Source organism: Amycolatopsis sp. FBCC-B4732, from assembly GCF_023008405.1.
In the GTDB taxonomy this organism is placed as follows: Bacteria; Actinomycetota; Actinomycetes; order Mycobacteriales; family Pseudonocardiaceae; genus Amycolatopsis; species Amycolatopsis pretoriensis_A.
This window is the reverse complement of record NZ_CP095376.1, coordinates 8,813,519-8,828,248: the sequence shown is the minus strand read 5'-3', so window position 1 is coordinate 8,828,248 and position 14,730 is coordinate 8,813,519. Positions and strand designations below refer to the sequence as shown.

Annotated in this window: 12 protein-coding genes and 3 pseudogenes; 2 read left to right on the top strand and 13 right to left on the bottom strand. The window is 71.5% G+C overall.

Annotated features, from left to right (window positions below; genetic code table 11):
• Positions 1–33 precede the first annotated feature (33 nt).
• The 10 genes and pseudogenes from folE to MUY14_RS39885 all read right to left on the bottom strand — a co-directional run.
• A pseudogene (folE, locus tag MUY14_RS39930) lies at positions 34–378 on the bottom strand (GTP cyclohydrolase I); the annotation flags it as partial.
• A gap of 984 nt (positions 379–1,362) precedes the next feature.
• Positions 1,363–1,614: pseudogene (locus tag MUY14_RS39925) on the bottom strand (GTP cyclohydrolase I); the annotation flags it as partial.
• Positions 1,592–4,018 (bottom strand): ATP-dependent zinc metalloprotease FtsH, encoded by a 2,427-nt coding sequence (ftsH, locus tag MUY14_RS39920; RefSeq protein WP_247017435.1) that lies wholly within the window; start codon positions 4,016–4,018, stop codon positions 1,592–1,594. The pseudogene MUY14_RS39925 and the gene ftsH, both read right to left, overlap by 23 nt.
• A 203-nt stretch (positions 4,019–4,221) precedes the next feature.
• A complete protein-coding gene (locus MUY14_RS39915; RefSeq protein WP_247017432.1) occupies positions 4,222–5,046 on the bottom strand; it encodes an ESX secretion-associated protein EspG in 825 nt (274 codons plus the stop codon).
• A gap of 130 nt (positions 5,047–5,176) precedes the next feature.
• Complete coding sequence (locus tag MUY14_RS39910; RefSeq protein WP_247017430.1) at positions 5,177–5,965, bottom strand: ESX secretion-associated protein EspG; 789 nt, start codon at positions 5,963–5,965, stop codon at positions 5,177–5,179.
• A 61-nt stretch (positions 5,966–6,026) separates the two neighbouring features.
• Complete coding sequence (locus MUY14_RS39905; RefSeq protein ID WP_247017428.1) at positions 6,027–7,439, bottom strand: hypothetical protein; 1,413 nt, start codon at positions 7,437–7,439, stop codon at positions 6,027–6,029.
• A 22-nt stretch (positions 7,440–7,461) separates the two neighbouring features.
• Positions 7,462–7,827 carry a hypothetical protein gene (locus MUY14_RS39900; RefSeq protein ID WP_247017425.1) on the bottom strand — a complete coding sequence of 122 codons (366 nt, stop codon included), beginning with the start codon at positions 7,825–7,827 and terminating at the stop codon, positions 7,462–7,464.
• 157 nt (positions 7,828–7,984) lie between these two features.
• Positions 7,985–8,536, bottom strand: coding sequence for a hypoxanthine phosphoribosyltransferase (hpt, locus tag MUY14_RS39895; protein WP_191312585.1), 552 nt, complete (start codon positions 8,534–8,536; stop codon positions 7,985–7,987).
• 3 nt (positions 8,537–8,539) lie between these two features.
• Positions 8,540–9,499: a tRNA lysidine(34) synthetase TilS gene (gene tilS, locus MUY14_RS39890; RefSeq protein WP_247017423.1), complete on the bottom strand. Its 960-nt coding sequence runs from the start codon at positions 9,497–9,499 to the stop codon at positions 8,540–8,542.
• On the bottom strand, positions 9,496–10,506 hold the full coding sequence (locus MUY14_RS39885; protein ID WP_247025472.1) for a zinc-dependent metalloprotease: 1,011 nt from the start codon (positions 10,504–10,506) through the stop codon (positions 9,496–9,498). Before MUY14_RS39885 ends, tilS begins: the two co-directional genes overlap by 4 nt.
• Positions 10,507–10,626: 120 nt before the next feature.
• On the opposite strand from MUY14_RS39885, the gene MUY14_RS39880 reads away from it, so the two are divergent.
• Positions 10,627–11,187 (top strand): DinB family protein, encoded by a 561-nt coding sequence (locus MUY14_RS39880; RefSeq protein ID WP_247017421.1) that lies wholly within the window; start codon positions 10,627–10,629, stop codon positions 11,185–11,187.
• On the opposite strand, the pseudogene MUY14_RS39875 reads toward MUY14_RS39880, so the two are convergent.
• From MUY14_RS39875 to dacB, 3 genes and pseudogenes are all read right to left on the bottom strand, one after another.
• Positions 11,184–11,408, bottom strand: a pseudogene (locus tag MUY14_RS39875) (integrase core domain-containing protein); the annotation flags it as partial. The gene MUY14_RS39880 and the pseudogene MUY14_RS39875 sit on opposite strands and share 4 nt — an antisense overlap.
• A 28-nt stretch (positions 11,409–11,436) precedes the next feature.
• A complete protein-coding gene (locus MUY14_RS39870) occupies positions 11,437–11,688 on the bottom strand; it encodes a hypothetical protein (protein ID WP_396126890.1) in 252 nt (83 codons plus the stop codon).
• 21 nt (positions 11,689–11,709) lie between these two features.
• On the bottom strand, positions 11,710–13,998 hold the full coding sequence (gene dacB / locus MUY14_RS39865; protein ID WP_247017419.1) for a D-alanyl-D-alanine carboxypeptidase/D-alanyl-D-alanine-endopeptidase: 2,289 nt from the start codon (positions 13,996–13,998) through the stop codon (positions 11,710–11,712).
• A gap of 176 nt (positions 13,999–14,174) precedes the next feature.
• Between dacB and MUY14_RS39860 the strand changes: the two genes are divergently transcribed.
• Positions 14,175–14,693 carry an inorganic diphosphatase gene (locus tag MUY14_RS39860; RefSeq protein ID WP_247017417.1) on the top strand — a complete coding sequence of 173 codons (519 nt, stop codon included), beginning with the start codon at positions 14,175–14,177 and terminating at the stop codon, positions 14,691–14,693.
• Positions 14,694–14,730: the final 37 nt, after the last annotated feature.

Here is a 14,730-nt window from a genome sequence, read left to right as displayed (position 1 = left end):
CGACGCACCGGCCGGGAGCGGGAAGCCCCACGCTCACCGGCGCGCCTTGATCAGGTCGAGCGCCTCCGCCCGCGACGACGGCGAGGTCTTCAGCTGCCCCCGCACCGCCGAGGTGGTGGTGCGGGCGCCGGGCTTGCGGATGCCGCGCATGGCCATGCAGAGGTGCTCGGCCTCGATCACGACGATCACCCCGCGCGGCTCGAGCTTCCGCACGATGGCGTCGGCGACCTGGGAAGTCAGCCGCTCCTGCACCTGCGGGCGCTTCGAGTAGAGGTCGACGAGCCGGGCCAGCTTGGACAGCCCGGTCACCTTCCCGGCGGCGTTCGGGATGTACCCGACGTGCGCGACGCCGTGGAAGGGGACCAGGTGGTGTTCACAGTTGTGCGTCAGATGTCCCGCGATCAGGAACGTCGGATGCGGGTCGCATTTGAAGCTGTAGACCGTGTAGGGCTTGGTCCCCGACGCGGTCACCGGGGTGACCGATTCGACCTTCACGTACTCCGACTCGATCAGATCTGTCGCGTAGTCGTCCTGGGGGAATCCGTGACGTCGGAACCAGCTGTCGGCGACGTACAGACGGCTCGCGGCGTCACCGGTGCTGGCAGTGAACCGGGCACCGATGACCGTCGCCAGATCCTCGAGGAACGGCGTGTTGGCACTCGCGATGATGCGACCTGCTGAATGCTTGCTGCGATGCCCGTCCCCATCGACGTACCCGTCGAGGAACCCGTTGAAGGTCGACAAGTCGTTGAGGACGACCATCGGGAACCGCTGCCGCATGTGGTGCGCGTCGCCACCGACATACTGCCGCATCAGGTCGGCCAAGAAGGAAGAAACCACCCGGACACGGAAGCCGGGCAGGTCGCGTCCCAAGTAGCCCGACGGCCGCGATGTCGGCTCGACCTTCGCGTCGATCCCGAACGCCCGGTACAGGCACTCCGCGAACTTCTTCGCGTAGTCGCGGTCGTTGACCACGAGGGACACGTACCGGTCGGCGACCGTGCCGTCCGCGCACACGGTGCCGACGACGTAACCGAAGTCGTACCCGAGGGCGGGCCGCCACCGGTCGCGGCAGAGCTTCCGCGCGTGCGTCCACTCGATGAACGAGCCCTCGACGTCCTTGGCTTCCTGCCACCCCTCGGGAGTCGCCAAGGGGTGGTCCGGGGTGACCTGGAACCTGCCCACCGAAGTCGTCACTTCGACGAGCTCGCGCGTCTGATGCGAGCTGACCTCGGTGACCTCGGTCTCCTCGACGTTGCCGCCGACGAGCGTCCAGAGCTTGTCACCCACCCGCACGTCCATCGCGCGCTTCCGGCCGCCGACGGCGTTCACCGTCTGCTTGCTGGGCACGCACTGGCTGAACATCGGGATGTCCGTGACCAGCACCAGCTCTTCGTGGGACTCGTCGAAGGTGCGGTCCAGCACCGAGTCGGGCTCGGTGTACAGGCCGGCGAACATCTCGTGGTACGCGCGAGCGACCCGGGCCGGGGTGTCCTTCAGGCCATCCCGTTCCGGGTCTTCGCCGCACGCCAAGAGGAGTTCGCGGATCGCCTTCTCCGCCCGGTCTTGGTCGAAGACCGGGCGGTCGGCGTCACTGGGGCTTGTCCGGTCCATCCACGTCACGTCGTTCTCCCTCGTTCTGCTGGTTGCCCGCCTGATCGGCGAACCAGCCGTGCTCACGAGGGCGTTCTTCACCACCGGGCCGCCACGACTGGCCCGGCTGACCGCCGGGGGAGGTCGCGGGGGTCCAGCCCGGAGGGGCACCGTAGTTCGGCGGGCCGCTCTGGCCACCAGCCGGGCCGCCCGGGTAGCTACCGGGCTGCTGGCCGCCGCCGTAGGACTGCGGCCAGTGCGCCGTGCCGTTGGGGCCACCGTTCGGGCCGCCGTAGGGACGGCCGCCGTTCGGGTAGGCGCCCGGCTGCGGTGGGGCGTACGGGTTGGCGTTCGGGTCCGCCGGCGTCGGGGACGGGTACGGCGGGCCGCCGGGCAGGTCGCCCGCGCCCGGGGCCGTGCCGACCGGGGTCGGCTCCGGCTTCAGGGCCGGCTTCGGCTCCTTCTCCGGCGGCGGCCACGGCTCGCCGCGCTCCATCGCCAGCTCGCCCGGGGTCTTGATCGGCGGCTTGTCCGACGGCGTGCGCTCGCCGAACTCGTTGAAGACGGTGATGTGCGGGCGCTTCTCGACGGTCGCGAAGATCCGCTCGAGGTCCTTGCGCTGCAGCGTCTCCTTCTCCAGGAGCTCGATGACCAGCTCGTCGAGGACGTCGCGGTAGGTGTTCAGCACGTGCCACGCCTCGGTGTGCGCCGTCTCGATGAGCTTGCGCACCTCCTCGTCGATCTCGTGCGCCACCTCGAGCGAGTAGTCCGCCTGCCGCCCGGCCGACCGGCCGAGGAACGGGTCGCCCTGCTCCTGGCCGTACTTGACCGCGCCGAGGCGGGCGCTCATGCCGTACTCCATGACCATGGCGCGGGCGATCTTCGTCGCCTGCTCGATGTCCGCGGACGCACCGGTGGTGGGCTCGTGGAAGACGAGCTCCTCCGCCGTGCGGCCACCCATCGCGAAGACCAGCCGGCCGATCATTTCCGAGCGGGTCATCAACTCCTTGTCGTCCTCCGGGACGATCAAGGCGTGCCCGCCGGTGCGGCCGCGCGGCAGGATGGTCAGCTTGTAGACCGGTTCGATGTCCGGCATCGCCCACGCGGCGAGCGCGTGGCCGCCCTCGTGGTAGGCCGTGATCTTCTTCTCCTTCTCGGAGATGATCCGGCTCTTGCGGGCGGGGCCGCCGACAACGCGGTCGACCGACTCCTCCAGCGCGACGTCGGTGATCACGTGCCCGTTCTGGCGGGCGGTGAGCAGCGCGGCCTCGTTCAGCACGTTGGCCAGGTCCGCGCCGGACATGCCGACGGTCCGCTTGGCCAGGCTGCCCAGGTCGGTGCCCTGCGCGATCGGCTTGCCCTTGGCGTGCACCTCGAGGATCGCCTTGCGGCCGCGCAGGTCGGGCGCGGACACCGGGATCTGCCGGTCGAACCGGCCCGGGCGCAGCAGCGCCGGGTCCAGGATGTCCGGCCGGTTGGTGGCCGCGATCAGGATGATGCCGCCGCGGGCGTCGAAGCCGTCCATCTCGACGAGCAGCTGGTTCAGCGTCTGCTCGCGCTCGTCGTGCCCGCCGCCGAGGCCGGCGCCGCGCTGGCGGCCGACCGCGTCGATCTCGTCGACGAAGATGATGCACGGGGCGTTCTGCTTGGCCTGTTCGAACAGGTCACGCACTCGCGAGGCACCGACACCTACGAACATCTCGACGAAGTCCGAGCCGGAGATCGTGTAGAACGGCACGCCCGCCTCGCCGGCGACGGCTCGCGCGAGCAGCGTCTTGCCGGTACCGGGCGGCCCGTAGAGCAGCACGCCCTTCGGGATCTTCGCGCCGAGCGCCTGATATCGCGCCGGGTTCTGCAGGAAGTCCTTGATCTCGTACAGCTCTTCGACGGCCTCGTCGGCACCCGCGACGTCCCCGAAGGTCGTCTTGGGCATGTCCTTGTTCAGCTGCTTGGCCTTGGACTTGCCGAAGTTGAGGACGCGGTTCCCGCCACCCTGGGCGTTGTTCATCATCCACATCAGCAGGCCAAGGACGAGGGCCAGCGGGATGGCGAAGATGAGGATCTGCGTCAGCACGCCCTGCTGGGTCACCTTGGTGGTGAACTTGATCGGCTGGCCGCCGGTCTTCGCCGCGATCAACGAGTCGTAGATCGGGCGGGTGGCATCCGCCGGGTACTGCGAAATGATCTGGGTGACCTGCTGGCCGTCCACGTCCACGGGCTTCGAAAGCAGCAGCTTGAGCTGCTGTTCCTTGTCCTCGAGGCTGGCTTCCTTGACGTTGTTCGAGGAGATCTGGGAGTTCGCCACCGAGATGGGTGCCTGGGTGTACCCACGATCACTGTCGAAGATCGTGTTGTACGCGAACAACGCCAGCAACCCCGCGACGATCCACAGCAGTGGGTTCCTGAGCACGCTCTTCCGGTTCATACGACTCGGCCCTGGTGGCCTCGACCCTCCCTGGTTGGGCGGCTCCTGTGATACCCGCCATCACGATCTTGACAAACGCGTGGTGCCTGGACACCCGTCCCATCAGGGTACCGTCCGCTGCCGCGTTCATCCCCTGTGAGCCTCTCGCAGGTCAACGGGCGATACCGCGCCCGGGTTCCCGCCCCGCGTCCTCGGTGGTCACGCTATCGCGTGCCGTCCGACACACTGCTCACCATCTCGCCCAGCCGGGTCCGCAAAGTCTTCTGGTCGGCGGGGGCCACCGTGACCCACTCCCGACCGTCCGTACCTGCGCGGGAGAGGCTCAGGTAGCGGCCGCTCGCGGTGTCGAACCAGGCCAGGACGCGGGACCGCTGCTTGGCCCCGACCTGCGAACGGCTGTTCGCTGCCAGCTGACCGCCGCGCTGCCGCGGCTGCCCGGCGAGCCGGCCGTACGCCTCCCGCGGGTCGGCGGTGACGCGCTCGCTCAGCGGAGTCCGGCGGGCCTTGCCCCGGCGCTTGTCTTCTTCCTCACCCGCCGACGGCAGCGGCACGGGCACCCGGATCGGGGCCGTGCGCAGGGCGTCGTCCAGCGGGAGTGTGACCGACGCCTCGCTGCCGCGGGGGCCGGCGGGCAGCACGTCGACGACCGCGGAGACCAGCGCGTCCGGTGGGACGTCCCGCAGCCAGATGCCGTCGGCGTCCTGGACCGCGAGCACGCCCTTGGTGTCGTCGGCCGCCGCGAGCACGCCGACCGTCGGCGCCTCGAACTGCGGGATGTGCAGCGCGTCGATGGTCAGCGGGGCGAAGGCGAGCAGGTGGAGCGCGTCTTCGATCGGGGGCGCCAGCCTGCCGCGCGACTCGCGGATGCCGCGCGCCTTCAGCTCGACGTCGACGCGGTGGCGCAGCGAAACGCGCTCGTCCTCGGTCGCGCCGTGCGACCGGACTCGCAGCGGGTACGGCAGCTCCCCGACCTGCGCCGACTCCCAGAGGAAGTCGAACGCCAGTGGCGAGAAGAACTCTTGCATCATTACTCTCCCGGATCGGACTCTCGCTCAGCGTAGCCCGCACCACCGACAAAAAGTGATCGTCGGACGGGGCACCTTCGAAGAAGCCGGAGCCCGATCTTGGCAGAGGTGACGCTGGTGCCCGGAAGAGGGATCAGACGGGCGCGGTCGAGTTCGCCGCCGTCGCCAGCATCTCGCCGATGCGGTGGCGCAGCGTCGCCGCGTCCGCCGGGGCGATCGTGATCCAGTCGCGGCCGTCGCGGCCCTGCGTCGCCTGGGTGAAGTAGCGGCCCGTCTCGGTGTCGAACCAGCTCAGCACCGGGGTCCGGGTCCGGCCGCCGACGCGGGAGCGGGCGTTGGCCGCGATCTGGCCGCCACGCAGGCGCGGCTGGGCGTGCAGCCGGGCCAGCGCCTTGCGGTCCTCGTCCGCCGACGAACGCTCGTCGCCGGTGCCCCGCCGCTGCAGGAAGTCGACGCCGTGCGCGCCGACCAGCTGCTCCAGCGGGACCGTGATCGACTTCTCGGTGCCGCGCGGCGCACCCGGCAGCAGCGAGACGATCGCGCTGGCCAGGCCGTCCGCCGGGCACGGGTTCAGGTGCAGGCCGCGGCGGTCCTGCACGGCCAAGAGGCCCTGGCCGCCCAGCACGCCGGCGATCGCGAGCAGCGGCTCGGCGTCCGGGGCGATCAGCTGGACGGCGTCCAGGCTCAGCTCGGCGCCCGCGAGCACGCCGAAGTAGTCCTCGACGTGCGGTTCGGGCCGCCCGCGGCCGTCGGCCAGCCCGCGCGCGACGAGACCTTCCAACGTGCGGCGGCGCAGCAGCGACCGCTCGTCGACGGTCTCGCCGTGCGAGCGGATGCGCAGCGGGTACGGCAGCTCGCCCAGCCCGGCGGACTCCCACAGGAAGTCCACCTCGACCGGGGTGAGCAGCTCAGCGTTCGGCATCGAGCCACCCCCCAGGAGAAACCGGGCCGGGCACACCGTCGGCGTGCCCGGCCCGAAAGGATCAGCGGTCTTCGTCGTCCTCGGACCACGCGCCGATGACCGGCGGCGGGGTCGCCTGGTTCGCACCGAAGGCCTCGTCCGGGTCCGCCTCGATGAGGAAGGACGCGTGCGTGTGCTCCTCGTCCTGCTCGCCATGGGCACCCTGCGGGGCCATGCCGCCCATGCCGGCCGGGTTCATCGGCGGCGGGGCCTGCTGGCCGCCGATGGTGCCCGCGGGCGATACGACGCCCTGCTGCGGTGCCTGGGCCGAAGCGGCGCTCTGGCCCTCGGCCGACGCCAGCGTCGTGTCGTTCTCGGCCTTCGAGCCGGACTTGGTGCCCGCGCCGAGCGCCCGCGAAGCCAGCGCGCCGAGGCCACCGGCGACGCCGCCGATGCCGAGGCCCATGCCGATCTTGCCGAGCGGGCTGGTGCCCCCGGCCCCCGCGCCGCCCGGGGCGACCTGGCCGGCGCCGGTCACGGAGCCGGCACCGGTACCCGTGCCCGGCACCGAACCGCCGGGTGCGTCGCTGCCGAGCGAAGCCGCGTCGGCCCCGAAGCCGCCGGGGACGCCGTGGCTCGCCCCGGTCACACCGGCCGCGTGCTGCGCGCCGAACGCGCCGTTGCCGCCGAAACCGGAGGTGCTGGAGGCGAAGATCGCGTCACCCGCGCCGCCGGGGAGCCCCTGGACCGGGCCGGTGCTGCCGACGGAGTTGACCGCGTTGAACGAGATCGAGTTGTGCGAGCCCGTCGGCTTCATGCCGAGCGACTCCGGGCCGAAGCTCGGGGTCGAGCTGTCGACCTCGCTCATCGACTTGGTGTAGGCGTTGAAGAACGCGACCTGCTGCGCCTTGACGTCGTTGGCCGCGTCCGCCTGCGCCTTCTGGTCGGCGATCAGCGCCGCCGGGCCGCCGGCCAGCGCCGCCGCCATGGACTGCTTGGGGTCGTAGTCCTTGGGGGCCGGCATCTTCTTGACCTCGGCGGCCGCCGCGGCCTGCCGGGCGAGCCGGTCGGACATCGTGTGCGCGGCCTCGGAAGCCTGCGAACCGGAGTTGGCGATGGCCACCAGCGCGCCCTGCGCACCGCCGGCACCCTGGCCGACCCACGCGTTGCCGAGCTCGGCGATCGCGTTGTACAGGTGGTCGGACGCCTGCTTCAGCTCGGTGCCGTGGTGCGCCCAGGCGTGCCCGGTCGCCTCGGCCGTGCCGGGGTCGTTGTTGTTGACCGCGCCGGCGTAGAGCTGCTGGCTTTCCTGCGCGTTCCAGTTCGGCGGGTTCGCGATCGCGCGGTCGCTGCCCATGTCGAAGCCGCCGGCGCTGCCGCGGGCGTTGTCGACGATGTTCTGCGACGCTGAGTTGTCCCCGAGCGGGACGAGGGAGCCCGGGTCGGTCGAGCCCCCGGTGGTCGACGAAGGCTGGTCGCTGCGGTTCGGAGCCATGACTGCGAAATCCCCCTCGGACTCAGGCGTTGCGGAACGGTTCGGCGGCGGCGTTGTCGATCTCGTGGTAGCGGGACATCGCCGTGACGATGCCCTCCTCCGCGGCCGAGTACTGGTCGAGCAGGTTCTGCAGCGCGGCGGCGTACGAGTCGCCCCCGCCGTCCGCGCGCTGCACGAACTTCGCGGCCATCGCGTTGCCGACCGGGTTGTCGCCGAGCTTCGGCGGCTGGGCGAGCGTGCCCGCGCCGCTGAGCAGGGCTTCGACCGCGTCCTTGCCGGTGCGGATCTTGTTCAGCACGGTCTGCGCGGCGTCCGGGTCGATCCCGACCTGGCCCGCCGCGGCCGCGGCCTTGAAGGCGTTCGCGTCGGCAGCGCTGCTGTTCCCCATCAGAACTCTCTCCCGTTCCCCCGACCCGGTCACCGCGGGCACGAATGGTCTTCGCATAGGTTAACGCACGTGATCAGAGCCTATGACGCAAACTTCGCCACCGGGGTTCCGCGAATCCGGTAGTTGCGGTGAACGGTCGGTGAACTCCGCCGGTGCACTACGCGGTGTAGACCTTCGGGTCCAGCGTCCCGATGTAGGGCAGGTCCCGGTAGCGCTCGGCGTAGTCGAGGCCGTAGCCGACGACGAACTCGTTCGGGATGTCGAAGCCGATGTACTTGACCGGCACGTCCACCTTGACCGCTTCGGGTTTGCGCAGCAGCGAAACGACCTCGAGCGACGCGGGGTTGCGGCTGGCGAGGTTCTTCAGCAGCCACGACAGCGTGAGGCCGGAGTCGACGATGTCTTCGACGATCAGGACGTCCCGGCCCGCGATGTCGCGGTCGAGGTCCTTGAGGATCCGCACGACACCGGACGACGACGTCGCCGAGCCGTACGAGGAGACGGCCATGAATTCCAGCTGCGTCGGCAGCGGCAGCGCGCGGGCGAAGTCGGTCATGAACATGACCGCACCCTTCAGGACACCCACCAGCAGGAGTTCACCCTGCCCGTTGGCCGGATAGTCGGCGGCGATCTGCTCCGACAGTTCCGTGATCTTGTCCTTGATCTGCTGCTCGGTGACGAGCACGGAGGCGATTTCGCCCTCGTACACGGGTCATTCCCCTCGTGTGGTGGGTTGGGAGCTGACGCAGAGCCTGCCATGCGCCCGCCGCGCCTCCAAGTTGCCGGGCAACCAGACACCACCCTGACCACGCCACCGGGCGACCAGCCCGTCGACCGCACGGAGGTGCGCGTCGGTGAGTTCGCGCACACCCGATTGCAGCAACCACCTGCGAAGAACCCGCCGCCGCAGTGCCGCGGGCTCGGCCTCGATGAGTCCGACTTCCAGCCCTTCGGCGCCGCCCGCGCGGGTGAAGATCACGTCCGCCATTGTGTCCAGCGCCTCATTGTCTTCACGCAGCTGCGCGGCCGTGCGGGCCAGCGCGCCCGCCACCCCGCCGTTGAGGACGTCTTCCAGGAGCGGCAGCACTTCGGTGCGCAACCGGACGCGTGTGAAGCGCGGTTCGGCGTTGTGCGGGTCGTCCCACGGCTCGACGCCGAGCTCGGCGCACGCGGCGCGGGTGGTGGCGCGCGCGACGGCCAGCAGCGGCCGTCCCCACGGCGGGTCGTGCGGCCGCATCCCGGCGACGCTGCGCGGGCCCGAGCCGCGGCCGAGGCCGAGCAGGACGGTTTCGGCCTGGTCGTCGAGGGTGTGGCCGAGCAGGACGAGCCCGTGCCCGGCAAGCGCCCGGTAGCGGGCCTTGCGGGCGGCGGCTTCCGGGCCGCCGGCGCCGGTCACGTCGACCCGGCGCACCTCGGCTTCGTCGACGCCGAGCGCCTTCGCCGCGGCCGCCGCGTCCCGCGCGATCTTCGCCGAGCCGTCCTGCAGGCCGTGGTCGACGACCAGCGCGCGGACGACGTGCCCGGCGCGGTGCGCGGTGTACGCGGTGGCTTCGGCCAGCGCGAGGGAGTCGGCGCCGCCGGAGACCGCGACGCAGATCTCGGGTGGCGCCTCGACGACGTCCAGGAAGGCGCGGACGGCCCGGCGGACGGCCGCGACCGCCGGCCCGGTCATCCGTGCAGGCGCCGGACCCACGCCGCCGGATCGGCGATCTCGGCGCGCGACGGCAGGGTGTTCGGCGAGCGCCAGACGGCGTTGAAGCCGTCCATGCCGACGGCGTCCACGACGTGCTTCGTGAACTTCGCGCCTTCTTCGTACTGGCGGATCTTCGCGTCGACGCCGAGCAGCGCGCGCAGCAGCCGGTCGAAGACGCCGCCGCCCTTGCGCCGCGAGGTGAACCGCTCGCGGATCGTGTCGACGCTCGGGACGACCTGCGGCCCGACGGCGTCCATCACGTAGTCGGCGTGGCCTTCGAGCAGCGTCGAGAGCGCCAGCAGCCGGTCGAACACCGCGCGCTCCTTCGGTGACTGGAGCAGCTCCGCGAGGTTCAGCTTCGGCCCCTGCTTGATCGCCTCGGGCAGCCGGCCGAACAGGTCGGACAGGCTGTCGCTGCCACCGCCCGCGAGGCCCGCGACGAGCCGCTCGACCTCGTCGGCGAAGTAGTCGCGCAGCCACCGGACCGCGGTGAACTGCAGCCGGTGGGTGCATTCGTGCAGGCAGACCCAGAGCCGGAAGTCGTGGCCCGGCACGTTCATCGCCTGTTCGGCGGCGACGACGTTCGGCGCGACGAGCAGCAGCTGCCCGTCCCGCTCCGGGCCGCCGAAGGGGTCGTACTGGCCGAGCACGCGGCTGGCGAGGAACGCGAGCACCAAGCCGGTCTGGACGCCGGCGCCCCCGGCGAGGATCGGCCCGAGCGGGCCGCCCTGCTGCGGCAGCGCGCGCCCGGTCAGCGCGCCGAGCCCGGCGGCGGCGGACCGCACCCAGCCGGGCCGGTCGACGACTTCGCCGGGCAGCAGCGGCAGGTCGAGGCCCAGGTTCGTCAGCTGCCGGACGTGCCCCTCGGCCTCCATCGTCAGCTCGCGGAGGTCGGTGACGGCTGCTTCGGCTTCTTCGCGCGGGACCTGCGGGCCGCCGCGCACGAGCAACGCGCCGGTCTGCGCGGCGATCGCCCAGTCGACCATGGGCCGGGTCTCGGTTTCCTGACTCACCCTTCCGACGCTACCTGGCCCGGGCCGGTTTCCGGCCACGATCTACGCACGCTTCGCACACGGAGAGGTACGCGGTGCGGCAAGCTGGCGTCCGTGATCGACGACGACGCCAAGGCGTACCTGCACGACGAGCTGCGCTGGATCCGCGAAGCGCTGCTCGCGAAGCTCGACGGACTCGGCGAACACGACGTCCGCCGCCCGCTGACCGCGACCGGGACCAACCTGCTCGGCCTGGTCAAGCACCTGTCGACCTGGGAAGCCCGCTACTTCGGCGAGGTCTTCGGCCGGCCGTTCCCCGAGGCGCTGCCCGAGCGCGGCACCGACCTGTGGGCGACCGAGGACGAGACCCGCGCGGAGATCGCCGGCCGCTACCGGCGGGTGTGGGCGCACACCGACGCCACGATCGGCGAGCTCGCCCTCCACGCGCCGGGCCACGTGCCGTGGTGGCCGTCCCCCGACGTGACCCTCTTCAAGGTCCTCGTCACCTTCCTGACCGAGATCAACCGGCACGCCGGGCACGCCGACATCCTGCGCGAGCAGCTCGACGGCACGACCGGGCTCGACGCGGAAGCCATGGCGCGGGAGCCCGACGCCGTCGCGCGGGAGGCGCGCCGGGCCGAGATCGAACGGGTCGCCGAGGCGGCCCGGCGCTAGGCGCACTGCCCGGTGAGGTTGTTGACTCGGGTGCTGGGTGGCTTTCCGCCGAGTGAGGTGTGGGCTCGGTGGTGGTTGTAGCGGTGCAGGAACTCGGCTAGTGCTTCGGCGGGGTGGTGTGAGCTGGTGAAGGGTTGGGCGTAGGCCCTTTCTTCGGCGAGGGTGCGGTTGAAGCGTTCGGCTTTTCCGTTGGTTTGAGTTCGGTAGCGGCGGGTGAAGCGGGCTTGGGCGCCGAGGTCGGCGAGGGCGTCACACCCGGCGTGGAGCGGCGGTAGGCCAGGGCGTTGTCGGCATGACGCGTTCGATGTGGTCGATGCCCAGTTCGGCCAGGGCGGTGGTGGCGCGGCGGCGAATCCTTTTGTGGCCGGTCGCGCGGGAGATTCCCAGCTCAGCGGCGACGTGGGCAACCGGGCGTCCAGCGGTGACACGGTCGATCAGCAGCCTGCGTCCATGCACGGAGGTCTTCGCTCTGATCAACCCGACGCGCCGCTCAACCGTCAACAACGTCCATGGTCACTACAGCTAGGCGCACCCGCACTTGCGGAGGCTGGTGGCCAGCACGTCGATGGCGTCCCGGCCGGGATCGGTGTCCGAGCCGTTGGACATGAACGCGAACACGAGCACCCGGCCGTCCTGGTCGAGCACCAGCCCGGCCAGGGTGTTCACCCCGGTCAGCGTGCCCGTCTTCGCCCGCACCCAGCCGCGGCCCGCCTGGGACGCCGGGGTGTCGAACCGCTTGTCGGCGAGGGTGCCGGAGCCGCCCGCCACCGGGAGGCCCGCCAGCACCGGGCGCAGCTTGCCGGTGCCCGGGTTCTTGCCCTCCGGTGCCGCCGCGGCCGCCAGGAGCTGGGTCAGCAGCCGCGCCGGGATGCGGTTGAGCGACGAGATGCCACTGCCGTCGGAAAGGTCGACGCCCGAGACGTCGAACCCGTGGTCCTTCAGCACCTTGATGGTCGCCTTCGCACCGCCCGCGTAGCTCGCTTCCTCGCCGTTCGCCAGCGCCACCTGACGGGCGATGGCCTCGGCGAGGACGTCGTCGGACAGCACCATCAGGTCGGACACCAGCTCGGTCAGCGGGGCCGACTTGACCTCGCCGAGCACCTTCGCGTCCTTCGGCGCGGTCGCCTGGCCGGCGGCCGACGCGCCCACCTTCGACGCGATCGACGAGGCCAGCGCGCTGCCCGCGTTGGCCGTGCGCTGCGAGTTGTTGTCCTTGGGGCTGATCCGGCCGCCGTCGGCCATCACGGGGGCCATCTGGGTCGCGTACGTCGACGGCGCGTCGCCCGCTTCCCAGCCCGGCGCGGTCGTCGCGCCCTTGAACAGGGTCAGGTCGACCTGCACCTTCTTGACGCCGGGCGCGGCCTTCTTGACCTGCGCGACGAGGTCGTCGACGTGCGCGCCGGCCGGGTACAGCGGCGAGTCCGTGCCGAGCGGCAGGTTGGTGATCGTCGTGTCGCCGCCGCCGACCAGGATGACCGTGCCCGGGTCCGCGCCCTGGACGATCTTCGTCGACAACCGCAGGTTGTGGTCCAGCGAGAGCAGCGCGGCCGCCGACGTGAGCACCTTCGTCGTCGACGCGGGCGTCACCGGCGTCGAGGAGCTGCGGTCCCACAGCACGGTGCCGCTCACCGGGTCGATCACGCTGCCGGTGAGCTGGCCGAGCGCGCCGTTGCCGGCCGCCGAGGCCAGCACGGACTTGACGCCGTTCGCGGTCGGCGCCGTCCCGGCGGTGTCGGGCCCCTGCAGCTGGCGCGTGGCGGCGACCGGGTCCGGGCTGTCGCCCTTCGGCGCGTTGGGCGCCCACGGCAGGCCCAACCGGTTCGACACCTTCGGCATCGCCGCGGCGACCCCGCCCCCGGCCAGCACCAGCAGGACGACCACGACGAGCGCGATCAGCTTGCCCTTCTTCCGCTTCTTCGGCGGCTCCTCTGAGGGCGGCGCTTCGGCGGCGGGCGGTGGCTCGGACGGCGGCCGCTGCTCGGGCCGCGGCGGCTCGTTCCGCGGCTGGGGCTGCTGCTGGAAGGCGGCGGGGAACTGGGTGGGCCGCTCGATCCCGACGGTCGCCTCGGCGTCGAACCGCTGCCCGTCCGGCTCGATCCGCTGGGGCCGGGCGAGGGAGCCGGCGGACGCCGACGGCACGACCCCGCGCGGCGGCTCCGGCGGCAGGTTGGGCCGGCGCTCACCCGGTTCGGCCGGGCGGTCGCCGCCGCGGTTCTCCCGCAGCTCGATGCGCTGGGCCCAGGGCTGCTGGGGCTCTTCCGGGCGCTGCGGCTCGTCACGGCGCTGGTCGTCCGCGCGCTTCAGCTGCTCTTCGCGGCGCTGCTGCTCGTCGCGCCACAGCTGCAGCTCCTCACGCCACTGCTGCTGCGGTTCCTCGCGGCGTTCCGGCTGGTCGGCGGGCCAGACGTCGCGCTCGACCGGCACGACCGGCGTCCGCTCGGGCTGCTTCACCTCGATGAACTGGGTGCTCTCGGCGACCGGCGGCTCGGCCTGGATGTACTCGGTGCCCGCCTCGGCCGGCCGCTTCGGCTCGCGGCTGCCGAGCCGGTCGGCCAGGTCCTGCTTGGCCGGGGGCGGCGGGGGTGGCGGCTCCTCGGCCGGCGCGTTGAGGCCGGGGACCGGCTCGGGCGCGACGTTCGGCGCGAACCAGGACCCCTTCGGGGCTTCGCTGCTTGTGACCTTCGGCACGCCGGACTCCCCCGGCGCGCCCGGCGGCGGCTCGGGCAGCGACATCGGGGTGGTCTTCCGCGCGCCCGACGACGAGCGGTCTTCGTCCGACGAAGGCCACATCGGCTGGTCGTTTTCCGGCACCCACCACTCCTTCTCACCTGCCCCGGAAGGGGCCAAGGTCACATGCCGCGTGGCCGACATCGATGCGGACCCGCGGCAGGCCGTAGTCCACACTAGGAGACGTCAAGACAGTCATGAAGGTTGCCGCCCGCGAGCCGCGGGCACGCCCGGATCTATAAAGAAGCAGCGAGGACGCCGTGGAGTTCGACGTCACGATCGAAATCCCCAAAGGGGAGCGCAACAAGTACGAGGTCGACCACAAGACCGGCCGCATCAAGCTGGACCGGACCCTGTTCACGGCCACGCAGTACCCGGCCGACTACGGCTTCATCGACGACACCCTCGGCCAGGACGGCGACCCCCTGGACGTGATGGTGCTCGTGCAGGAGCCCACCTTCCCGGGCTGCCTGATCCGCTGCCGCGCGATCGGCATGTTCCGGATGACCGACGAGAAGGGCCCGGACGACAAGGTCATCGCCGTTCCGTCGAACGACCCGCGCCTCGAGCACCTGCGCGACATCCACCACATGAACGAGTTCCACCGCCTGGAGATCCAGCACTTCTTCGAGGTCTACAAGGACCTCGAGCCCGGCAAGAGCGTCGAAGGCTCGTCCTGGGTCGGCCGCACCGAGGCCGAGGCGGAGATCGCCCGGTCGTACGAGCGCGAGACCGACCGGCTGGCCAAGGAGAAGGCCAACGGCGGCGCCGACCACTGACGGCACGCGGAAGAGGCCCCTCGGATTCCGAGGGGCC

Coding starts and splice junctions, on each gene's coding strand:
- MUY14_RS39905 (WP_247017428.1), bottom strand. CDS start 7,439: ATGGCTCCGAACCGCAGCGACCAGCCTTCGTCGACCACCGGGGGCTCG.
- ftsH (WP_247017435.1), bottom strand. CDS start 4,018: ATGAACCGGAAGAGCGTGCTCAGGAACCCACTGCTGTGGATCGTCGCG.
- MUY14_RS39885 (WP_247025472.1), bottom strand. CDS start 10,506: ATGGTCGACTGGGCGATCGCCGCGCAGACCGGCGCGTTGCTCGTGCGC.
- MUY14_RS39910 (WP_247017430.1), bottom strand. CDS start 5,965: ATGCCGAACGCTGAGCTGCTCACCCCGGTCGAGGTGGACTTCCTGTGG.
- MUY14_RS39900 (WP_247017425.1), bottom strand. CDS start 7,827: ATGGGGAACAGCAGCGCTGCCGACGCGAACGCCTTCAAGGCCGCGGCC.
- MUY14_RS39915 (WP_247017432.1), bottom strand. CDS start 5,046: ATGATGCAAGAGTTCTTCTCGCCACTGGCGTTCGACTTCCTCTGGGAG.
- tilS (WP_247017423.1), bottom strand. CDS start 9,499: ATGACCGGGCCGGCGGTCGCGGCCGTCCGCCGGGCCGTCCGCGCCTTC.